A 22,150-nucleotide genomic window follows, 5' to 3' on the forward strand; every position below is an offset into this window, starting at 1 on the left:
TAGCGAAGTGGCTAAACGCGGCGGACTGTAAATCCGCTCCTTAGGGTTCGGCGGTTCGAATCCGTCCCCCTCCACCATTTTAGGGGCATAGTTCAACGGTAGAATAGAGGTCTCCAAAACCTTTGGTGTGGGTTCGATTCCTACTGCCCCTGCCAGGTTATTGAGGTACTCGTTCATATATGGCTGTTATTATATAGTGGCGGTTGTGGCGAAGTGGTTAACGCATCGGATTGTGGTTCCGACATTCGTGGGTTCGATTCCCATCAGTCGCCCCATTTTAAAATTGGGGTATAGCCAAGCGGTAAGGCAACGGATTTTGATTCCGTCATGCCTAGGTTCGAATCCTAGTACCCCAGCCATTTTTTTCTTTTACGAGCCATTAGCTCAGTTGGTAGAGCATCTGACTTTTAATCAGAGGGTCGAAGGTTCGAGTCCTTCATGGCTCATCATTTTTATTAATTTTGCGCCCGTAGCTCAATTGGATAGAGCGTCTGACTACGGATCAGAAGGTTATGGGTTCGACTCCTGTCGGGCGCGCCATAAGAACAACGGGATGTAGCTCAGCTTGGTAGAGCACTTGGTTTGGGACCAAGGGGTCGTAGGTTCGAATCCTGTCATTCCGATCATCTATAAAAAATATATGGGGCCTTAGCTCAGCTGGGAGAGCGCCTGCCTTGCACGCAGGAGGTCAGCGGTTCGATCCCGCTAGGCTCCACCATTTTAATATTTTTGGAGGTATACCCAAGTCTGGCTGAAGGGATCGGTCTTGAAAACCGACAGGCGGGTAACACCGCGCGGGGGTTCGAATCCCTCTACCTCCTCCATTTCGGGTCAGTAGCTCAGTTGGTAGAGCATTAGATTGAAGCTCTAAGTGTCGGCGGTTCGATTCCGTCCTGACCCACCATTTTTGCGGGTGTAGTTTAATGGTAAAACCTCAGCCTTCCAAGCTGATGTCGTGAGTTCGATTCTCATCACCCGCTCCAAAATGGGCCTATAGCTCAGCTGGTTAGAGCGCACGCCTGATAAGCGTGAGGTCGATGGTTCGAGTCCATTTAGGCCCATCATTATTCCGAAGTAGCTCAGTTGGTAGTAGCACCTGACTGTTAATCAGGTTGTCGCAGGTTCGAGTCCTGCCTTCGGAGCCACGGCCCGTTGGTCAAGTGGTTAAGACACCGCCCTTTCACGGCGGTAACACGGGTTCGAATCCCGTACGGGTCATCAAGCATGTAGCACAGTTGTGTGCTACATGCTTTTTTCTTTATCTTTTCATAAACAGGTATTAAAGCTACAATTTTGTAGCTTTTTAATGTAAGGTCTAAACATTTCCTTCTACCAAATGCTCATTATCCTTCTCTTTTTATAGGCTCGTTTAAAGCGGTATTATAATTCAATTACTACTTGGAACGATGTTTTTATTAAATTTGAACAAACTATTTCATATATGCAATATGTATGTTTTTTCAGTAGCTATTTTCATGGTGCTTATTGCCTTGTTCCTCTAATATGAGGATAAGTGGAGGAATCGATATGAACATACAGGAGATACAATGTTTTTTAAATCAATACCAGCTGGAGCAAAATGAATCCAAAATTTGGTTAGAAAATAGATTACAACAGATTAAAAATGCGGGGGAATATAAGCCTACAACAGAGGAGCTAGTTTTTGGGGCACGAGTTGCATGGCGTAATAGCAATAAATGTATTGGACGGTTGTTTTGGCAATCATTACATGTTGTAGATGCACGAGAAGTTTTAGATGAACACGGCATTTTTCAAAAGTTACTAGAGCATATTGAGTATGCCACAAATCATGGGAAAATTCGTCCAACTATAACAGTGTTTGCAACTGACAGAGTACGGATTTGGAATCATCAGCTAATTCGTTACGCAGGCTACGAGACAGAAGAGGGAATTATTGGGGATGCACATTCTATCACATTTACAAAAATATGCGAATCGTTGGGCTGGAAAGGCGAGCATACGCCGTTTGATGTGTTACCACTCGTCATACAAGTAGACGAACGTGCTCCCCAGCTATTTACGATTCCAGCAGACTATATTTTAGAGGTTCCAATACGTCATCCGGAATCGGAAGCCGTGGAGAAATTAGAGTTGAAATGGTATGCTGTTCCTATTATTTCGAGTATGCGTTTTCAAATGGCTGGCATTGATTTTCAAGCGGCTCCATTTAATGGCTGGTATATGGGGACTGAAATTGGGGCACGCAATTTAGCCGATCATGAGCGCTATAATATGCTGCCAGCTATTGCCGATATATTTAATCTGGATACAACCAAACAAGCTTCTCTTTGGCGTGACCGAGCATTAGTGGAGCTCAATATAGCTGTCCTTCATTCTTTTAAAGAGGATGGTGTGAGCATTGTAGATCATCATACTGCTGCTCAGCAGTTTAAATTATTTGAGGAAGCTGAGGAATCAGCAGGGCGAGAAGTTACGGGTAACTGGACATGGTTAATCCCACCACTTTCCCCTGCGACCACTCATATATTCCATAAGCCTTATATAAATACTTACCATACCCCCAATTATTTTTATCAAAAACCATGTTATTAACTTTAAAGGAGTTGTTCATAAACGAACAGCTCCTAATTACCTTTTTGGGAGCGAGGCAATTCAAGATGTTGAACCAAAATATTTCGAATATCCCTTGGCAACAATTGACGACACCTTATGGCAGAGGAACAGACATTCCTCGTCTAATTGAACAGGAACAATATCAAGAGCTGACTGAACTAATTGAACATCAAGGAACACTTTGGCAGGTGACGCCATGGGTTGTGCTTATTCTTTTAAAAAAGCTTACAAGTAAAAATGAGGAGGAAGTCTCCTTAGCAGAAATAGAGCTTTATTTAACTGTGGCTCATGCAATAACTGAGGATTATCAAGATTCAACACATAATGTTTCAGTGATGCAGGAGCTTTTGGATACGAAATATTTATGGGTGGAAAATGAAGAAGATGATGAGCTGGAATGGGAGGAAGATACGCCTAGAGGCTATGAACCAGAAGCTTTTTTAGGCTATTATTATTTTAGTTTTTTACTCCTTCAAGAGGCGATCCCTGTTTTTACTGCTATTAAGGCACGTACCAAGAGCACAACAGAGGAACTTGCGGAACTGCTAGCCTTACTCAAACATTAAAAAAGAAATGGATATAGACAAAAAGCAGATGGGGGTCAAATCAATCACTTCCCCATCTGCTTATACTTAATGGACATATTCATCTTTAGAAGCTCGCATGGAACATAGGAAGAGTGTCATAGCTACAACAACAAAGAGCCAACCTGCAATATTCCACCCACCAAATAAATCATGGAGGTATCCGAAAAGAATCGGCCCAATGGCAGCGAATAAATAGCCCAATGATTGTGCAAAACCTGATAGATCAGCGGCTTCAAATGCTGTACGCGTACGAAGTGTAAAGAACATCATTGCTAATGCAAATGAAGCTCCACCTGCTAAACCTAGAAGGATCATCCATAATATCCCCAATGTTGTCCATTCCATTACAACACCGACAAATCCTACTAAATAAAACGATGTAAACATAAGGACAAGTGGTCTTTGTGAAGTCATTTTACCAGCAATAATGGGGACAGCCAATGCCATGGGGACTTGTGAGAATTGCATAATAGAAAACATCCAACCAGCTTTATCAGGAGCCAATCCCTGCGCAATATAAATTTCAGGAATCCAAGCTGCTGTCGTATAAAATAATAAAGATTGTAAGCCCATTGCACCGGTTACTGCCCATGTAACAGGTGATTTCCAAAGAGGTTTACCTGTTTTTGGGGCCGTAGTAGCTGGTTCTGGCTTATTCAATTTCAATTGCGGTATCCAAATTAAAATCGTTAATACGACTAATATAAGCGCCACAGCCAATGCCCCTTGCCAACCTAGTGAGGAATTAGCTATTGGATAACTAATACCTGCTCCAAGCCCAGCCGTTAAGTTCATCGACATGGTAAAAAATGCCATTAATAACCCTACATGGTATGGAAATTTTAACTTTAATAATCCTGGAATTAACACATTTCCAAATGATATGGCTACGCCAATGAGCACTGTGCCAAATACAAGTAACCCTGTTGTACCGAGGGAGCGTAGTACAATTCCTAAGGCCAATAAAATCGTAGATAAAAATAAGGTTAGCTCAAGCCCAAGCTTTCGTGCTACAACTGGTGCGAACGGTGATATAATGGCAAAAGCAAGCAATGGAATAGTTGTCAAAAACCCGGCTAGAACATTGGAAATACCAAGATCGTCACGGATAAAGGATACAATTGGACCCACAACCGTTAGTGGCATTCGTAACGTAGACGCGATAAATATTATTCCAAAAACTAATAATAAGGTTGTTCCCTTCCAGCTAATTTTTCTATTCGGGTAGCTAGCGGAATGATCATGTAAAGTCAAAATAATTCCCCCTGTTATTACCATTCTAATTGAACTACTATAACACTTTATCACACTATTAAAAATAGTGGAAAATTCACAAAATACAAAACATTAATGGTTATATTGAAATGTCTTAGGTCTTATGTTAGTATAGTAAACATCATAAATTTAATAATTATATGCCTCATGTTTGTAATGAGGTAGAGGTCGCGATATTTATAAGTAAGCTAATTGAAATGACAAGCATTGAAGAGATTAGTTGAAAGGAAATATTGCCGAAGTGTGAGGGGACTTGAAAACCTCATGCTGGGGCTGTCTCCGAAAGGAACAGAACTGTCACGTTTGTACAACGTGTTGAGCTATCGTTTAGGAAAACTGAGGATTAACTTAGCCATCACATTGTTCATGTGATGGCATTTTTTTGCCTCATAAATAGGAAGGAAGCTATATCGTGAGTGAAATAAAAGTAAATCAGCTCGGCCATAAAGCACCGGAGCTGAAAAAAGAATTAAAAAGCCGTCATATCACAATGATTTCTTTAGGCGGTACAATTGGTACAGGGCTATTTTTAGCCAGTGGTGGTGCCATTGCACAGGCAGGACCGGGAGGCGCATTACTTGCCTATGCCTTAATCGGTATTATGGTATATTTTTTAATGACCAGTTTAGGGGAAATGGCTGCCTATATGCCATCCTCGGGTTCTTTTAGTACGTATGCGACAAAATTTGTAGATCCCGCGCTAGGCTTTGCACTAGGCTGGAACTATTGGTATAACTGGGCAATTACGATTGCAGCCGAAATTGCGGCAGTGTCATTAATTATGAAATATTGGTTCCCAGATAGCTCGTCAGCACTTTGGACAGTATTGTTTATTGTAATTGTACTGACATTTAATTTATTGTCTGTAAAGAGCTATGGTGAAAGTGAATATTGGTTTGCGATGATTAAAGTGGCTACGGTCATTGTATTTATTATTATTAGCATATTAATGATTTTTGGTATTTTAGGTGGACAGGCACCAGTTGGTTTTACAAATTTCTTTATTAGTGATGGACCATTCCATGGTGGTTTCCTTGCTACATTTGGTATTTTCCTTGCAGCAGGATTTTCATTCCAAGGAACAGAGCTACTTGGTGTAACAGCAGGGGAAACAGATGATCCTGGAAAAAATATACCGAAGGCAGTAAAATCGGTGTTTTGGCGTATTATTTTATTTTATATTTTAGCTATTGCTGCTATAGGGATGTTGATTCCATTCACAGATGAGCGCTTATTATCGGAGGATATCGCTGTTTCTCCATTTACGCTCGTGTTTGATCGTTTAGGCATTGCTTTTGCTGCCTCCTTAATGAATGCCATTATTTTAACGGCTATGCTATCAGCAGGTAATTCTGGATTGTATGCATCTTCACGTATGCTATGGCAATTAGCAGTGGATGGTCATGCTCCTAAATTCTTTGCAAAGCTAAGTCGTCGAGGTATTCCGATTTATGCATTGATCGCAACATTAGCTGTAGGCTGTGTAGCGTTTTTAGCATCATTCTTTGGTGATGGGGTAGTTTATATCTGGCTTTTAAATGCCTCTGGGATGTCAGGTTTTATTGCTTGGCTAGGTATTGCATTTAGTCATTATCGTTTCCGTCGTGCTTTCGAGGCGCAAGGCTTAGATCCAAAGCTATTACCGTATAAAGCAAAGCTATACCCATTCGGTCCACTATTCGCCTTTACTATTTGTATGATTGTTGTAATTGGACAGAATTACACAGCGTTTATCGGAGGTACAATCGATTGGTATGGTATCCTTGTTTCCTATATTGGCATTCCATTATTCCTATTGCTATGGCTAGGGTACAAAATTAAATATAAAACAAAAATGCTTCCCCTTAAAGATTGTGATTTAAAAGTGGAAAATTAAATAGAAGAGCTGTTCTATAAACCGTTGTATGATGGTAGATGGAACAGCTTTTTTTATCTAGAGACCTTTAAAATTATTACTAAATTAATGTCATATATATGGTAATATACTATAGATATGGAAGTGTGATTTTTGACTTTCTAGTAGAGAGAGGTGCATGAAAATGCAAAAACATATTTTACTAGTGGAAGATGATGAGGCTATTCGCGAAATGGTAGCGAATTTTTTATTATTGGAGGGCTTCGAAGTCACCACTGCCAATAATGGAGAAGAGGCATTGCAATATTGTTTAAATCAAACCTTTGATTTAGTCATCCTAGATATTATGATTCCTAAGCTTAATGGATTAGAAGTTTTAAAAGTCATTCGAGAACAGGCAGCACTTCCTATCATCATTATGTCCGCAAAGGATAGTGATGTAGATAAAGCGCTTGGCTTGGGATTAGGGGCAGACGATTATATTGCTAAGCCATTTTCTATGCTAGAGTTCTCAGCTCGCGTAAAGGCGGTTATTAGAAGAGCTACAAAATACGCTGGCCAAATAGATCACAAACAAGATGTAATAGTTATAGGCCATTTAAAGATAGATATTGTTAATTTCTCAATAAATAAAAATGGACAGGCAGTGAAGCTAACATCAAAGGAATTTGCCATCTTAAAGCTATTTGTAACAAACCGTAACCGAGTTTTTACGAAAGAGCAAATTTATCAGCTAATATGGAAAGATGCCTATTACGGTGATGAAAATATTATTAATGTACATATTCGAAGGCTACGCGAAAAAATTGAAGATGATCCATCCAACCCCCAATATATTAAGACGCTGTGGGGAATTGGCTATAAGTTAGAAGGATAACAGATATGATAATCATTCTATTAATCATAATTGTAGTGCTTATAGGAATAGTTATTTTTCAGTGGAAAACAAAAACAGAACAAAATCAGACGATCCAATATATGAATGAAAAACTCCAAGCCATTGTTCAAGAAAAAAGTAACGAAAAGATTTTGGTAACTACGAGCAATTTACAAACTCAACAGCTACTTATTTCGATAAACGTTTGGCTGGACCATCACCAAAAAGTTCAGGCGACTCATCGCAAAATGGAAGATTCCATGAAAAAAATGCTGGCCAATATTTCACATGATTTAAAAACGCCTTTAACGGTTGTGTTAGGCTATATTGAAATGCTTCAGCTTCAGAGCTCAACTAGTGAAGAGGAGCGTCAAAGACTATTAGCGGGCGTACATGCTAAAACATTAGAAGTATTAAAAATTATTCATACATTTTTCGATCTTGCCAAATTAGAGGCAGGGGATACAGATTATCCAATCACTAAAATCAATGTCTGTGAAATTAGCCGTAAAAATATATTATCATTTTACGATATGGTCACGTCGATGGGACTAAATATTACTATTACAATCCCTGAAACACCTATGTATGCCCTTGGCAATGAAGAAGCGTTAGATAGGGTTCTCAACAATCTTTTATCCAATGCTCTTGCCTATGGTGCGGATGGTAATATAATTGGTTTAACCGTAAGAAATGATGAAACGACTATTTATATAGATGTATGGGATTGTGGTAAAGGAATCGATGAATACCATATTGATAGTGTTTTTGAGAGAATGTACACGCTAGAGGACTCTCGCAATAAATCCTTCCAGGGGAGTGGCTTAGGTTTAACGATTACAAAGCGATTAGTGGAAATGATGGACGGTTCCATCCAGTTATCAAGTATTCCCTATAAAAAGACCATTTTTACCATTGCATTAAAACGAATGATGTATTGAAACCACAGCTTGTAGAGCTTTTATTGTGCTTTACAGGCTTTTCTTATGCTCTTAAGAAATTTGTAAGAATCCAGTAATAAATTAGAGAGTTTCATTTTTTATAATGAAATTAGCCACATTTGAGGGAGAGATTGACATGACATACATTGTGAAAACAAATCAGCTTACGAAAGTGTACGAAGGGAAAGAAGTGGTTTCTGCTGTCAATATGAACGTGAAGAAGGGAGAGATTTACGGCTTTTTAGGCCCTAACGGAGCGGGTAAAACGACAGTTATGAAGATGCTAACGAATCTGACGAAGCCAACCAGTGGAGATGTTGAAATATTTGGTGAGAGGTTGACCGATCGATCGTATGAGCTATTAAAAAGAATGGGAACGATTATTGAATATCCTATTTTCTATGAAAAATTAACGGCTAGAGAAATGTTAGAACTACATTGCGAGTATATGGGCTATTACAATAAGCAGGAAATAGCTCATGTACTTAACCTTGTAAAATTGACAAATACAGAGGATAAACGGGTAAAAGATTTCTCATTAGGGATGAAGCAGAGACTAGGTATTGCACGCGCTATTATTACAAAGCCAGAGCTCCTTATTTTAGATGAGCCAATTAATGGACTAGACCCTATTGGGATTAAAGAATTGAGAGAGCTTTTCAAAATGCTCTGTATGGAGTATGGCATTACGATCATTATCTCTAGTCATATATTAGGGGAAATTGAACAATTGGCCGATACAATTGGTGTCATCAAGGAAGGTAGACTTATTACTGAAGTAACGATGGATACGATTAATCGTAATCAAGCCGACTATATTGAAGTGATCGTAAATGATGGCAAAAAAGCAGCCTTTATTTTAGAAAGTAAATTGAAAATGGCTAATTTCAAACTAATGGATGATAATTCTATACGAATTTATGATTTGACAGTATCCCAAAAAGTTCTAACAAAAACATTGATTGAACATGACATTGAGATAGAGGAAATTAGCAAGAAAACAAGCACATTAGAGGATTACTTCCTTAAGCTAATAAATGGAGGGATTGTTCATGCTTAGTTTAATGCGTTTAGAAATGAAAAAATATCATTTAGGCTCCTATGTTAAAAGTGCTATGTTTGCTAACTTTATTATTTTAGGATTTATGTTCATGATTTTATTTATTTCTAAAGTAGAAGGAGAAGTTGGTATTGAAAATTATGACATGGCTTTAAATGTCATTGATTCATTTATCAGAGCGGTATTTATTATTTTTGCAGCTACATTAATAGCTAAGCTGATTATCGGAGAATATAAGTTTAAAACAATCACATTGGCCTTTATGTATCCTATAAGCCGAAAGAAATTAATCGCTGCTAAGCTTGCCATTGTCATGCTGTTTACCTTTAGTGTCATTATCGTTTCCAATGTCTTGATTACAACCATCTTTTGCATTGTAAGCGATAAATTTGATTTAATTCCTGATGTATTATCTAATACTTTAATCATGCAACATATACCATCTGTACTCATGAATGCAATTGCTTCCTCAGGGATGGCCTTAATTCCATTGTATTTCGGTATGAGAAAATACTCTATTCCAGCAACAATTATTTCTTCTATTCTAATCGTATCAGTGACTTCATCCAATACAGGTAACTTCACATTAAATGACATCATTATTATTCCAATAACGTTAGCAATTATAGGTATTAGTATTGCCTATCTAGCTATCCGCAATATCGAGAAGGTTGATGTTTAATGAAAGAGCCAGGTACTCATAAGTTATGTTGATATCGAACGATGATGATAGCAATTCGATCGTTTGTAACACTCACATAGTTGGTCTTGTAAAATAGGTAACTAAACTTATTAAATATAAAAAGAAATTAACGTATAGCAATAAAAATAAGTAATTTGAATCCCATAATAGAAATTTAATTAAAGTAGAAAAGGAAATGGCCAATAAAATAGTTAATAACAGATTTCCTTTTTTGGCATAATGGCATTGTATAACTATTAATACAATCATAATAAGTATGGGTATTTAAAAAAGCAAAAAAGGAAATATATGTTTATCAATCTTATATTTATTTAAAGGTGATTTCAATGAGGAAATTAGCCGTAACTTCTGCACTACTTTAGCTAACCTACTAGAGCACTGGATCATGTAGGACTCAATGGTAGTAAATTTGTCTATAATTATCACCTTTAGATTATCAACAAAAAGGCATCGAGATTTTTCTTCTCGATGCCTTTTAGTCTATTAATTCACTATTTTACCCAAATATTGTTTCACCTAGTAAGTAAATATTTAATGCCACAACGATGACAACTACAAACCAGCCTAAAATAGTAGTAATACGGTGGTTCACTAAACCACCCATAATGTCTCGTTTGCTTGTAAACATAACGAGAGGGACGAGGGCGAATGCAATACCGAAAGATAACACAACCTGACTAAGAACGAGCGCATGGGTTGCATTTACACCGGATGCAATAATCGCTAACGGAGGCACCATTGTAATGGCTCTCCGTAAATAAAGTGGTATTTTTCGTTGAATAAAGCCTTGCATGACTACGTCACCTGCTAAGGTCCCTACAGAGGAGCTAGCTAAACCAGCAATTAGTAAACCAAGACCAAAGGAAATGGCAGCCATTGGGCCGAGAGCATCCTTTAGGCCGTTATAGGCAACATCTAAATCCTCTACTACAATCCCCTGTGTGTGAAATACTGCTGCCGCGATAATGAGCATACTCATATTGATGGCTCCAGCAATGATCATAGCGATGATAATATCAATAAATTCAAAACGGAAAATTCGTCTTTTTTCTTCTTCATTACGACCGATAATACGACTTTGTGTTAAAGAAGAATGTAAGTAAATAGCATGCGGCATGACGGTCGCACCTAAAATACCTGTTGCTAATAGTAATGAGTCCACCCCTTCAAATTGAGGCGTGAACATACCAAACGCTACTTCGCCCCATTCTGGCTGTGCTAAAAATGTTTGGAAGGCAAATGCTAATACGACAATTAAAACCATGCCAGAAATGCCTGCCTCGAAGGCTCTGAACCCTCTTCTTTGAAGCTCTAGAATAGCAAATGATCCGACTGCTGTGATGATAGCTGCTGGAAGCATAGGGATATTAAATAACAAATAAAGCCCTAATGCGGCCCCGATAAATTCAGCAAGGTCGGTAGCAATAATGACTAATTCAGCCTGAATCCAAAGAAATATAGATGTCTTTTTAGAAAAATGTTCACGTGCCACCTCAGGTAAATTTTTTCCTGTCGCAATACCAAGTTTGGCAGATAAGGATTGGATGAGCACCGCCATTAAATTAGAAAAGGCTATTACCCAAAGGAGTAAGTAACCATATTGAGAGCCAGCTGTAATATTTGTGGCAAAATTGCCAGGATCAATATAGGCGACCGCTGCAATGAATGCAGGCCCAAGAAAAGGTAAAAACCGTCGCCAACCTTTTATATCTCCATCTAAAACCGCCTCAGCAGACGATTTTGTGACTTGCTTGTATACCATATTTGTTCCCTCGTTTCAAAAAGTATCGTTCGTGAAATAAAGTTTCCTAGGGGAAAATAAGATAATAGTATTCTAACGCTAGGATTAGAAAAAGGGAAGCACTTTGCTTAAAATTTTAAAAAAATAAGTATGCACATTTCTCATCAATTTCTAATTAGACTTTCCTTACCTGTATCGTTTACGATGAAAGAAAAGGTGAAGGACTGATTCGACATGAGCAATCGAATTTTAATTATAGAAGATGAAGAAAATATTGCGAGAGTGCTCCAGTTAGAGCTTCAGTTTGAGGGCTATGAAGCGGTGATGGCCCATACAGGAGCAGATGGTTTATTGCAATATCGTGAGCAGCAATGGGATTTAATCTTACTGGATATTATGTTACCCGAAATGAGTGGCATAGATGTGCTAAAGCGTATTCGCGCTACAGAATCACAGACCCCAGTTATTATGCTGACTGCCAAAAGTGAGGTGGAGGATAAGGTAAAGGGATTGGATTTAGGAGCTAATGATTATGTGACAAAGCCCTTTGAAATTGAAGAATTACTGGCCCGTATCCGGAATGCACTACGGTTTTCTCAAAAGGCTAGTCCAACAAAGGTTGGTGTTTCGTTTGGACAGTTATCGATCGATGAGCAGACAAGAGAAGTTATTTATTATGGTAAGGAGATCCAACTGACTCCTAGAGAATATGATTTATTGTTATATCTAATGAAGCATCCTAAGCAGGTGCTCACAAGGGAACAAATACTAGAGACTGTATGGGGCTTTGATTACTACGGAGATACAAATGTTGTGGATGTCTATATTCGTTATGTGCGCCAAAAGCTTGAAATTGCTAATGTAACACCCATTATTCAAACAGTTCGCGGTGTAGGTTATGTGCTGAAGGAAAATAAATCATGAAGCTTAAAACAAAAATTCATCTACTTACCACTTTATTAATGCTAGTAATTTTAGTGGCAACTAATAGTGGAATTTACTTTTTATACGAGAAATTTGCCTATAATACGGAATATAGCCAACTTCATACACGAGCGAATGATTTAAGCTCAACATTAAGCCAGTTAAATGCACAATCCAACCTACAGCAAGTATTAAGAGCATATATGCCAGCTGATGGTGCTATCTATGTTTATGATGGAGAAAATTTAAAGACGAAGGTTCAGGCCACTCTAGACATGCCAGATGTTACTTCCATTACCTATACAATGCCTACTATTTGGATGGATGGGACAATTGTGGACATCACCTTACAGCAATCCATGGAGGAAGTAGAAAGTACACTGGATTTATTAAAGGCTATTTTGATCGTTGTGTCCATTATTGCCACCATTCCAATCTTTTTAGCGAGCTTGGCACTCGGTCGCCTAATTTTGTTACCACTAGAACGCTTAAATGCGACAATGCGCAAAAGTGCATCGACGGGGAAATATGAAAAGATGGACATCCCAGCTAAAGGTGGGGATGAATTAGCAAAAATTAATCGAACGTTTAATATGATGATGGAGAAGCTTGAACAGCACTATCAAAAGCAACAGGAATTCGTTTCAAATGCTTCTCACGAATTAAAGACGCCCATTACTGTCATTGAAAGCTATGCAAAGTTGCTCTTGCGAAGAGGCTTTGACAATCGTGAAGTAGCGCAGGAATCGCTACAGGCTATTGCAAATGAATCTTCTCGTATGCATGAAATGGTATTGCAATTATTAGAGCTAGCCAAAAATAATGAGCATATGGATATTCATATTGAACAGCTAGAGCTGGCTCCCTTCCTTAATAAAGTGGCTGCACAAATGCAGCAAGCATACCATCGGAATTTTATAGTCGATGCAGAAGCACCACAATTTATCGACAGTGATGAAAAAATTTTGAAGCAATTACTCTTTATTTTGCTTGATAATGCTAGGAAATATAGTGAGGATGATGTTCATATTTCCGTAGCTGAAACTACTACGCATGTACGAATGACGATTCAGGATTTTGGCGTCGGTATTCCTGCAGAGCATGTTCCGCATTTATTTGAGCGTTTTTACCGTGTCACAGAGGATCGTAATCGTAAAACAGGCGGTTCTGGCTTAGGGCTTGCGATTGCACATGAACTTGCGGGACAATTGGGCATCGTCATAGATGTGGAAAGTACAGTTGGAGAAGGTTCAAGTTTTACCTTGTGTATACCAAAGGAGGGGCAGCAATGAAAAAGTGGACATTAATACTTATTGTGATTGTCCTTCTTTGTAGCGGAGTGCTTTGGTTTATTCAAAATCGCTATTTTCAAAAGGAGCCTCTCAGTGAAGAGGAGGCCATACGCCATATCGAAGCTATTTATAAGGGTCAAGTTTTAGAAGTGAAAAAGCGTGGAAATTCATTTGAAATACAATTTACACGTGAGAATTTGAACTATACAGCCATGCTTGATGCTACAACACAGCAGGTTTCTGATCTAACGTTGCAAAAAGGGCAAAGTAAATTATTGTTAACAGAAGATCAAATAAGAAAAATGGTGAAAGAAAAATATGGTGAGGTAGAAAGCGTCATGCTCACGGAAACCATTTATACCGCACGTGTTGAAAAGGAACATAAGCAAAAAGATATAACAGTAGATGGCTATTCAGGTGAAGTGTTATCTGAAAAAGATATAGAACCATTAAATCAGCCTGAACCCCCCCATATTATTACCCAACAGCAAGCTACTGATATAGCGCTGCAACAATTAACCGGGAAAGTGGATTCTGTAGATTTTGAAGATACGGCGGAGGGCGGTTATTATTTAGTTGAAATTGAAACAGAGCATGAAGAAGCCACGTTCCAAATTCATGCTGTATCTGGAAAGGTCCTTTCTGTTTCATGGGACGATTAAACGAGTTTTCTCATGAAATTCTAATGTTCCTCTTATAGTTCTATCATCTTTGCTTGGTAAGCTAAAAGCAGATAAAACAAAGGAGAGATGGACATGAAAAAAATAATGATGATTCCTGCATTAGTGGTGACTCTTGGTGTTGGAGCGGCAATTGGTTCAACAACTTTATTATCAGGAAGTGCACAAGAAAAAAAGATCCTATCCATGCAAGAAATCGAAAAGAAAGCATTAGCAGTAGTGGATGGGACAGTAGCAGATATTGAACTAGATCAAAATCGCTACCGCTCTGTATATGAGGTAGAGGTTCATGCTGATAAAGAAGAATATGATTTAAAATTCGATGCCTATACTGGAAAATTACTTAAGCAGAAGAAAGAGCGTCAAGATGACGATGATATTGAATGGGTGAACGAGGATAACGCTAATACGGCTACTAACCTTATAAGTAAAGAAAAGGCTATTGAAGCGGCTCTAACAAAAGCAAAGGGTACAGTCACAAAAATTAAATTAGATGATGGCATTTATGAAATCGAGATAAAAAATGGACAATATGAATATGATGTTGATGTTGATTCGATTACAGGAGAAGTTGTTGATTTTGAACAAGATATGGAAGATTAATATTAGTTATTGCCTTAAAAGTAGAGCATACTTTTAAGGTTTTTTTGTTGTAAAATGCCTTTAAATTAGGTATTCGTGGGTAAATTAATGTCTACCATGGAACTTAACAATGTATTTAAAAAAGTCTATGTATTTCACTTGTAAAAAATAAAAATTTTCTTCTTTACTTTTTTAATCGACAGGCGTAATATGACATCATTATTAAAGTTTCAAATTTCTAAATCGCTGAAGCAAACTAGACGCGGGGGACCCATTTTAGACGGAGTGCACAAGCAATCCTTGGGGTGAATCTCTTCTTTTGAAGGGTAGGGCTACTCAGGCCCGAATCCGACAGCTAACCTCGTAAGCGTTAAGAGCAGAAAAGTTGGAGCTTGGCAGACAGATGAGCGTCTACAAGTCTTATTTAGTGATGACTTGTAGGCGTTTTTTGATCTCATTTAGGAAGGCGAAACACAATCTAAGAAACTAGAAGGTGTTTATTGATGAAATCCTCATTTAAACGTTATGTAATCGGCAAACCATTAAGATCCGATGCGTTAGGGGAACAAAAGCTTAGTAAAACAAAGGCATTGGCCATATTATCGTCCGATGCTTTGTCTTCCGTAGCCTATGGACCGGAACAAATTTTAATAGTCCTGATGACTGTGGGAACATTAGCGTTTTGGTATTCTTTACCGATTGCGGCAGGGGTTGTTGTCCTATTGGTGGCATTGACTTTATCATATCGTCAGGTTATTTTCGCCTATCCGCACGGGGGCGGCGCTTATGTAGTATCTAGGGAAAATTTAGGTGTGAACGCGGGTCTTGTAGCAGGTGGCTCATTGCTCGTTGATTATATTTTAACGGTAGCGGTAAGTGTATCAGCAGGGACAGATGCAATTACATCGGCATTTCCAAGCCTGCACCCATACAATGTACCAATTGCTATTATCTTTGTGATTTTTTTAACGGTCTTGAACTTACGTGGTGTAACAGAGTCCGCCTCTGTTTTGGCATACCCAGTCTACCTGTTTGTAGTCGTTATGTTAGTGTTGATTGGGATGGGGCTCTATAATGTTGCAACAGGTCAGGTGCCAGCAGAGCTGCATCCAAAGATAGGTACACCCGTCGCAGGGATTAGTTTATTTATCTTATTAAAGGCATTTGCGTCAGGGAGCTCAGCTTTAACAGGGGTAGAAGCTATATCGAATGCGATCCCTAATTTTAGAAATCCTGCTCCTAATAATGCTGCTAAAACATTGTTAGCAATGGGCGGAATCTTAGCGGTTTTATTTATCGGTATTGTTAGTTTAGCTTATTTTTACGGAATTGCGCCAACTTCGGAAGCGACAGTCGTTTCCCAACTAGCAGAAGCAAGTGTTGGTCGAAATTTCTTTTATTATATAGTACAGGGTACAACTGCGATGATTTTGGTACTTGCAGCAAATACGGGGTATTCAGCATTTCCGCTACTTGCTGTCAATTTATCAAAAGACGGTTTTATTCCGAGAATATTTCAAATGCGTGGGGACCGCCTAGGGTATTCTAATGGCATTATGATGCTAGGGCTAGCAGCCATTGTTTTAATCATCTTATTTGATGGGGCAACAGAGCATTTGATTCCACTCTATGCTGTTGGGGTATTTATTCCGTTTACATTAGCGCAAACGGGAATGATGCGAAAATGGTGGCGTGAAAAACCTACTGGCTGGATGGCGAAATTTACGATCAACACAATTGGTGCAGCCATTTCGTTTATTGTAGCGATGATGTTTTTTGTAACGAAGTTGCCTCAGGTATGGCCAGTGTTTGTCTTTTTACCAATTATCATTTTTGTATTTCATCGGATCAAGCTTCATTATCAGGCCGTTGGAGAACAGCTGAGATTGAATAAGGAGGAAGTCGCTACTATTGAAGGAAATGTATTCATCGTACCAGTAGCTGGTATAACGAAGGTGGTTGAAAATTCCCTTCATTATGCGAAATCACTAAAGGTTGATAAAATTATTGCCTTTTATGTGGCTTTCGATCAAGCGGATGCAAAAGCCTTCGAAGAAAAGTGGCAGGCTTGGCAACCAGATATTCGACTAGTAACCTATTATTCGGCATATCGTAGCATCACACAGCCATTGATCAAATTTATAGATAAAGTGGACCATCAATGTGCGAAAACAGGTCATAAAGTAACGGTTGTCATCCCTCAATTTTTACCGAAAAAGGGCTGGCATCATATGCTTCACAATCAATCTAGCTTATTAATACGTACAACATTGTTATTTCACAGAAATGTCGTGATTATGACAGTACCTTTTCATTTATCAAAATAATGCTAGCATGCTAGAAAATTGTCTGTTATAATCAGTACGTTGATTGAAAACACGAACGTTTACAATTAAAAAGTCGCAGAATACCATTAAATTCCGAAAAATTAAACTTTTTTCAGTAGGAGAAATAGGCTTCTACCGAATAAAGTGTTAAATGGGGTATTCTGATAGATTCATACAATTTTACTCATATAATAGCGAGGATATGGCTTGCAAGTTTCTACCGATTTACCGTAAATAAATCGACTATGGGTAGCAATGCTTTTAGAGAACTTCTTTCATGATGTTTTCTATTCCTTTCGACGTTTTAACGCTGAATGCTTTGCTCCACTCGTAGCTGAATGGGACCAAGGTGTTCAGCTTTTTTTATTACTATTTAAGAAAGAAGGATATGACAGAAATGAAGTTATTACACGACAAAATTATGCAAGAGGGTAAAGTTCTATCATCTTCAGTATTAAAAGTAGATTCATTTTTAAACCATCAAATTGACCCATTGTTAATGAAGGAAATTGGTCATGAATTCGCAAACCGATTTGCTGACCAAATAATTACAAAGATTTTAACAATAGAATCTTCAGGCATCACTCCTTCTGTCATGTTAGGGCTAGAAATCGGTGCACCGGTAGTGTTCGCTCGTAAACGTAAATCATTAACACTTTCAGATAACCTTTACACATCAAAAGTACATTCATTTACTAAAAATGAAACAAATGATATATCTGTATCACGTAGTTTTTTAAGTGAAGACGACAATATTTTAATTGTTGACGATTTCTTAGCAAACGGAGAAGCTGTAAAGGGTTTACTTGATATTGCAGCTCAAGCGGGTGCTAACGTTGTAGGAGTTGGCATTGTTATTGAAAAAGGCTTCCAAGATGGGGGCAAATTATTACGCGAGCAAGGTGTCCGCGTAGAATCATTAGCGATTGTAGATTCTCTTGAAGATGGCAAAGTGACATTTGCTACGGAGGCTCGCGCGTAATGAATACCTTTAAATCCACGACGCTAGCAATTCAACATTTACTTGCGATGTATGCTGGAGCCATCCTAGTGCCACTTATTATTGGAGGGGCAATTGGCTTTAATTCAACACAAATGACGTATTTAGTGGCGATTGATATTATGATGTGCGGAATCGCAACACTTTTACAAGTTTACTCAGGTAAATTTATTGGTATTGGCTTACCTGTAGTACTTGGTTGTACATTTACAGCGGTAAGTCCAATTATTGCTATAGGTACAAACCCAGAGCAAGGTATCACAGATATTTATGGTTCCATTATTGCATCTGGTTTGATTGTCGTGATTATTGCGGGCTTCTTCGGGAAGCTAGTGAAATTTTTCCCACCAGTAGTTACAGGCTCTGTCGTGTCTATTATCGGTATTTCTTTACTGCCAGTAGCTTTAAATAATATGGCAGGTGGACAAGGAGCAGAGGATTTTGCATCCGGCTCAAATATTGCATTAGCATTTATTACACTAGTCATTATTTTAATTGTCTATCGTTTTTCTACAGGTTTCATCCGTGCTATTTCCATTCTAGTTGGGTTAGTAGCGGGTACAATTTTAGGGGCATTCATGGGTAAGGTTAATTTCGATCCAGTAGCAGAAGCGGATGTATTCCATATGGTACAACCATTCTACTTTGGAATGCCAACATTTGATGTAACGGCTATTATTACAATGACGCTTGTAGCAATGGTATCTTTAGTGGAATCATCTGGTGTTTATTTTGCACTAAGTGATATATGTAATAAAAAATTAGATTCAAAAGATTTGGCTCGTGGTTATCGCTCAGAAGGTCTTGCATCTGTAATCGGTGGAATTTTCAATGCCTTTCCGTACACTACATTCTCACAAAACGTGGGACTAACTCGTATGTCAGGTGTGAAAGATCGTAAAGTCATTTACATCACAGGTGGTTTACTTGTAGCATTAGGCTTCCTACCAAAAATCGCAGCGTTAACAACGATTATTCCAACATCCGTACTAGGTGCGGCTATGTTAGCGATGTTCGGTATGGTGATTACGCAAGGAATGGGTATGCTTGTACCAGTTATGAATGAGTCAGCGGAAAACGCGATGATTGCTGCGATTGCAGTCAGTTTAGGCGTCGGTGTATCAGTCGTTCCTGGCATTTTTGATGCACTGCCAGAAAAAGTGTCTATTTTAACATCTAACGGTATCGTCTGTGGTTCTGTTACAGCGATTATTCTTAATATTTTATTCAACATGATTGGGCCAAAGCATAAGGAAGACCCGATGCATGGGGAAGCGTAAAGAGATCATTCAATAACATATATCAGAATACAAATATATAAAGAACGATGTCACCTACTTTTATCTATTGATTTAGATGGGAGGAGGTGGCATTTTTTTATGCAAAAAAAGGGCAGAAAATGTTCGAAGAAAAACATTAGGTACTAATAAGCAAATTTCTTGTTTATCGTGTGTCTGATCAAACTTGGGAAAAATATTTCTTTGACCAATTAAGAGGGAGATGGTTGAAAGGAGAAGAATAGAATAAATCATAAGAGGTGAAAATATATGGATAATCTGCTACAACATTTCCGGAGTGTTGGCGTACATTACCTAAAAAGTGATAGTGTAATGATGCTAGAGATTTTAGAGGATAGACTTGATTTTGCCGCTGAGATAGATGAGTTAATATATGAGCTTTTAGATAACTTACAGAGTAATGGTTTAGAAAAAGTTAGGTTTGAATGTCCGAAAGTTCTTTTAGATAGCTTGAATTGTACAAGAACTAAAATGAAAATTGTTGATAAAAGAATGGCATTTAAGAGATCTTTACAGACACCATTAACTATTTCAGAACTAGATTATGAAATATGGTCATGCTCTGAGAAAAAATCTATCATTTTTTTATCGGAAGTAATGAGTACAAGTGTTAAAGAAGCTGAGAAATTTCTGACGGAAATGAGGACGGAACTCCCATCACAAGTCAACGATATGTTTACAGTATATATTGTTAACGGTGAACCTGTTGGTGTAGTTTTCCCACATATAGAACCAAATACAGATAATGAAGGTCGTATGTTTTGGATTGGTATTCATCCTAATTTTATGGGAACAGGATTAGGTAAGGACTTGCATTTAATAGGTCTATATAGATTGAAAAATGAATTTAAAGCTATGTCTTATTTAGGGATGACTCAAGTTGACAATATTCCAATGAGAAACATAATGCTTTCAAACGGATGCATTCAAAATATTTCTGTAATTTCTTTACAATATTCTATTTAAGGATTGGCTTTTTTCGTTCATCCATGAGGCTTTTTAGTCAGGAATTTTTAATGAAGTAACAAGTGTTTGTGGAGATGATCTACATAGCTATCACATTTACATAAAAAGGGGATTTGAAAATCGTTCGGCTGTTGAACGTTTTTTATTTTATATGTCCCTTTATCAAGAGATCCGCAAGAAAAATAAGGTTGTTTTGCATAAGAGCTTTTTACTATTCAACTGGTAAGGGTATGTTAATAAAAGAAGGTATTCACATTTAAAACTAGAACTTAAATTCATAACTAATTGGTAGGAGGGAGATCTTTATGAAAGTAAAGGGATTGGGAGGAGTTTTTTGGAGGACTAAAAATCTAGAAGAAATTAAACAGTGGTATAGCAAAGTTCTAAACATGGAAATTGAAAGTTGGAATGGTACCATGATTACACCACAGTTAGGCAATGAAACGATCTTTTCCTTCTTCTCTGAGCATGACAGCTATTTTCCAACAGATCAGCAAGTGATGCTAAACTTTCAAGTGGAAAATCTAGATGACAGTATCAAACATCTTGAAAAAATAGGTGTGCCCCTAGCAATGGACAAGACAATTCATGAGTTTGGAAAGTTTATTTGGATTGAAGATCCAGAAGGAAGACGTATCGAGCTTTGGGAAAAATAAATCAAAGGAATTAATTTGAAAGTGACAGCAATATGCTAACTTCGTTTAAATTGTGAGGGGAAATAGCTTGTGGTTCCTCTTTAAAGTCGTTTGAATAATCGAACGGCATTTTTTAGTATACAGCTTGTTTTAGGCGTGGTTGTTTAGAATTGTGTGGCGAGGGAATTTATAAATAAGGTATTTTTAATAGAATGTAAGTCTCTATTTCAACATACACTTATATAACTACTCTTAGAAAGGTCTAGTATAAATGCAAAGTATCGTTTTGATTTTAATACTTCAATTAGTATATGTACCTTTTTTAACTTTACGTACAATATTTTTGGTGAAAAATATTACTTTCCTTGCTGCCATATTCGGTATGCTCGAAATGCTCGTGTATGTATTTGGCCTTTCGCTTGTTTTTAGTGGGAAACAAAGTATGCTAGCTATGGTCGTTTATGCAATTGGTTTTGGCTTAGGTATTTTTTTAGGAGCCAAAATTGAACGAAAGCTGGCGATTGGCTATGTTTATGCAACCATTAATACTCAAAATAAAAATGAAGAGCTTGTGAGGTTTCTCCGTAATGAGGGATTTGCTGTGACGATTTATATTGGTGAGGGGCGAGATAGTAATCGCTATAAATATGAAATTTTAACAAAGAGAAATCGAGAGGCAGAACTCTTTCAAATAGTAGAGCAATTTGAACCGAATGCATTTATAATTTCGTACGAGCCAAAGTCATTTAAAGGCGGTTTTTTACTAGCTCGTATGAAGGCTAGGCAAAAATAATAGGACCTTAGCTACTAGC

General features: G+C 37.9%; 19 protein-coding genes, 13 tRNA genes and 3 riboswitches. Of the genes, 30 read left to right on the plus strand and 2 right to left on the minus strand.

All coding sequences use genetic code 11. The features are described from left to right. Positions 1-81 precede the first annotated feature (81 nt). The 15 genes from AC07YC_RS17695 (at position 82) to AC07YC_RS17765 (ending at position 3,161) form a co-directional block, all read left to right on the plus strand. Positions 82-155 (plus strand) — tRNA-Trp (locus AC07YC_RS17695). A gap of 44 nt (positions 156-199) precedes the next feature. Then, a tRNA-His gene (locus AC07YC_RS17700) sits at positions 200-275 on the plus strand. Positions 276-284: 9 nt separating this feature from the next. Continuing rightward, positions 285-359, plus strand: a tRNA-Gln gene (locus AC07YC_RS17705). A 14-nt stretch (positions 360-373) separates the two neighbouring features. After that, positions 374-446 (plus strand) — tRNA-Lys (locus AC07YC_RS17710). Positions 447-463: 17 nt separating this feature from the next. Further along, positions 464-540: transfer RNA gene (locus tag AC07YC_RS17715), tRNA-Arg, on the plus strand. Between the two features lie 9 nt (positions 541-549). Continuing rightward, positions 550-623, plus strand: a tRNA-Pro gene (locus AC07YC_RS17720). Positions 624-642: 19 nt separating this feature from the next. Next, positions 643-718 (plus strand) — tRNA-Ala (locus AC07YC_RS17725). A gap of 13 nt (positions 719-731) precedes the next feature. Beyond that, positions 732-824, plus strand: a tRNA-Ser gene (locus AC07YC_RS17730). Positions 825-828: 4 nt separating this feature from the next. Then, a tRNA-Phe gene (locus AC07YC_RS17735) sits at positions 829-904 on the plus strand. 5 nt (positions 905-909) lie between these two features. After that, positions 910-983 (plus strand) — tRNA-Gly (locus AC07YC_RS17740). A 4-nt stretch (positions 984-987) separates the two neighbouring features. After that, positions 988-1,061: transfer RNA gene (locus tag AC07YC_RS17745), tRNA-Ile, on the plus strand. Between the two features lie 7 nt (positions 1,062-1,068). Next, positions 1,069-1,145: transfer RNA gene (locus tag AC07YC_RS17750), tRNA-Asn, on the plus strand. Position 1,146: 1 nt separating this feature from the next. Next, positions 1,147-1,218, plus strand: a tRNA-Glu gene (locus AC07YC_RS17755). Between the two features lie 309 nt (positions 1,219-1,527). Then, positions 1,528-2,574, plus strand: coding sequence for a nitric oxide synthase oxygenase (locus AC07YC_RS17760; protein WP_336636035.1), 1,047 nt, complete (start codon positions 1,528-1,530; stop codon positions 2,572-2,574). A 65-nt stretch (positions 2,575-2,639) separates the two neighbouring features. Further along, positions 2,640-3,161, plus strand: coding sequence for a hypothetical protein (locus tag AC07YC_RS17765; RefSeq protein ID WP_494920024.1), 522 nt, complete (start codon positions 2,640-2,642; stop codon positions 3,159-3,161). 66 nt (positions 3,162-3,227) lie between these two features. Here AC07YC_RS17765 and AC07YC_RS17770 read toward each other — a convergent pair whose 3' ends face one another. Continuing rightward, a complete protein-coding gene (locus AC07YC_RS17770; protein WP_336636037.1) occupies positions 3,228-4,460 on the minus strand; it encodes a CynX/NimT family MFS transporter in 1,233 nt (410 codons plus the stop codon). Between the two features lie 151 nt (positions 4,461-4,611). Continuing rightward, a riboswitch (Lysine riboswitch) is annotated at positions 4,612-4,788 on the plus strand. A gap of 81 nt (positions 4,789-4,869) precedes the next feature. On the opposite strand from AC07YC_RS17770, the gene AC07YC_RS17775 reads away from it, so the two are divergent. The 5 genes from AC07YC_RS17775 to AC07YC_RS17795 all read left to right on the plus strand — a co-directional run bounded on the left by AC07YC_RS17775 (position 4,870) and on the right by AC07YC_RS17795 (position 9,872). Beyond that, complete coding sequence (locus AC07YC_RS17775; RefSeq protein WP_494920025.1) at positions 4,870-6,333, plus strand: amino acid permease; 1,464 nt, start codon at positions 4,870-4,872, stop codon at positions 6,331-6,333. Positions 6,334-6,496: 163 nt separating this feature from the next. Beyond that, a complete protein-coding gene (locus AC07YC_RS17780; RefSeq protein ID WP_336636039.1) occupies positions 6,497-7,189 on the plus strand; it encodes a response regulator transcription factor in 693 nt (230 codons plus the stop codon). 5 nt (positions 7,190-7,194) lie between these two features. Then, entirely contained in the window at positions 7,195-8,130 is a 936-nt protein-coding gene (locus AC07YC_RS17785) for a sensor histidine kinase (protein WP_494920026.1), read from the plus strand. Positions 8,131-8,266: 136 nt separating this feature from the next. After that, positions 8,267-9,190 carry an ABC transporter ATP-binding protein gene (locus AC07YC_RS17790; RefSeq protein WP_494920027.1) on the plus strand — a complete coding sequence of 308 codons (924 nt, stop codon included), beginning with the start codon at positions 8,267-8,269 and terminating at the stop codon, positions 9,188-9,190. After that, positions 9,183-9,872 carry an ABC transporter permease gene (locus AC07YC_RS17795; RefSeq protein ID WP_494920028.1) on the plus strand — a complete coding sequence of 230 codons (690 nt, stop codon included), beginning with the start codon at positions 9,183-9,185 and terminating at the stop codon, positions 9,870-9,872. The genes AC07YC_RS17790 and AC07YC_RS17795 overlap by 8 nt, the downstream gene beginning before the upstream one ends. Positions 9,873-10,389: 517 nt before the next feature. On the opposite strand, the gene AC07YC_RS17800 is transcribed toward AC07YC_RS17795, so the two are convergent. Then, the gene (locus tag AC07YC_RS17800) at positions 10,390-11,655 is read right to left on the minus strand and encodes an Nramp family divalent metal transporter (protein ID WP_008179614.1); all 1,266 of its coding nucleotides are present in this window, start codon (positions 11,653-11,655) and stop codon (positions 10,390-10,392) included. 213 nt (positions 11,656-11,868) lie between these two features. Here AC07YC_RS17800 and AC07YC_RS17805 point away from each other — a divergent pair, with 213 nt between their 5' ends. The 10 genes from AC07YC_RS17805 (at position 11,869) to AC07YC_RS17850 (ending at position 22,131) form a co-directional block, all read left to right on the plus strand. Beyond that, entirely contained in the window at positions 11,869-12,558 is a 690-nt protein-coding gene (locus AC07YC_RS17805; protein WP_036122358.1) for a response regulator transcription factor, read from the plus strand. Beyond that, positions 12,555-13,850: a sensor histidine kinase gene (locus tag AC07YC_RS17810; protein WP_336636044.1), complete on the plus strand. Its 1,296-nt coding sequence runs from the start codon at positions 12,555-12,557 to the stop codon at positions 13,848-13,850. The genes AC07YC_RS17805 and AC07YC_RS17810 overlap by 4 nt, the downstream gene beginning before the upstream one ends. Further along, positions 13,847-14,512 carry a PepSY domain-containing protein gene (locus tag AC07YC_RS17815; RefSeq protein ID WP_494920029.1) on the plus strand — a complete coding sequence of 222 codons (666 nt, stop codon included), beginning with the start codon at positions 13,847-13,849 and terminating at the stop codon, positions 14,510-14,512. The genes AC07YC_RS17810 and AC07YC_RS17815 overlap by 4 nt, the downstream gene beginning before the upstream one ends. A 93-nt stretch (positions 14,513-14,605) precedes the next feature. Continuing rightward, positions 14,606-15,133 carry a PepSY domain-containing protein gene (locus tag AC07YC_RS17820; protein WP_494920030.1) on the plus strand — a complete coding sequence of 176 codons (528 nt, stop codon included), beginning with the start codon at positions 14,606-14,608 and terminating at the stop codon, positions 15,131-15,133. 213 nt (positions 15,134-15,346) lie between these two features. Next, positions 15,347-15,496, plus strand: a riboswitch (cyclic di-AMP (ydaO/yuaA leader). 119 nt (positions 15,497-15,615) lie between these two features. Next, positions 15,616-17,439 carry an APC family permease gene (locus tag AC07YC_RS17825; RefSeq protein ID WP_025115618.1) on the plus strand — a complete coding sequence of 608 codons (1,824 nt, stop codon included), beginning with the start codon at positions 15,616-15,618 and terminating at the stop codon, positions 17,437-17,439. A 164-nt stretch (positions 17,440-17,603) separates the two neighbouring features. Next, a riboswitch (purine riboswitch) is annotated at positions 17,604-17,705 on the plus strand. Between the two features lie 131 nt (positions 17,706-17,836). Next, a complete protein-coding gene (locus AC07YC_RS17830) occupies positions 17,837-18,421 on the plus strand; it encodes a xanthine phosphoribosyltransferase (protein WP_494920031.1) in 585 nt (194 codons plus the stop codon). After that, the gene (locus AC07YC_RS17835; protein ID WP_336636048.1) at positions 18,421-19,719 is read left to right on the plus strand and encodes a nucleobase:cation symporter-2 family protein; all 1,299 of its coding nucleotides are present in this window, start codon (positions 18,421-18,423) and stop codon (positions 19,717-19,719) included. The genes AC07YC_RS17830 and AC07YC_RS17835 overlap by 1 nt, the downstream gene beginning before the upstream one ends. A gap of 267 nt (positions 19,720-19,986) precedes the next feature. Then, a complete protein-coding gene (locus AC07YC_RS17840; RefSeq protein WP_494920032.1) occupies positions 19,987-20,703 on the plus strand; it encodes a GNAT family N-acetyltransferase in 717 nt (238 codons plus the stop codon). A gap of 305 nt (positions 20,704-21,008) precedes the next feature. Continuing rightward, a complete protein-coding gene (locus AC07YC_RS17845; RefSeq protein ID WP_494920033.1) occupies positions 21,009-21,359 on the plus strand; it encodes a VOC family protein in 351 nt (116 codons plus the stop codon). 250 nt (positions 21,360-21,609) lie between these two features. Then, positions 21,610-22,131: a DUF2179 domain-containing protein gene (locus AC07YC_RS17850; protein WP_336636053.1), complete on the plus strand. Its 522-nt coding sequence runs from the start codon at positions 21,610-21,612 to the stop codon at positions 22,129-22,131. Positions 22,132-22,150 lie beyond the last annotated feature (19 nt).

The sequence above is a fragment of the Lysinibacillus sp. GW247-5R2A genome (assembly GCF_059424475.1).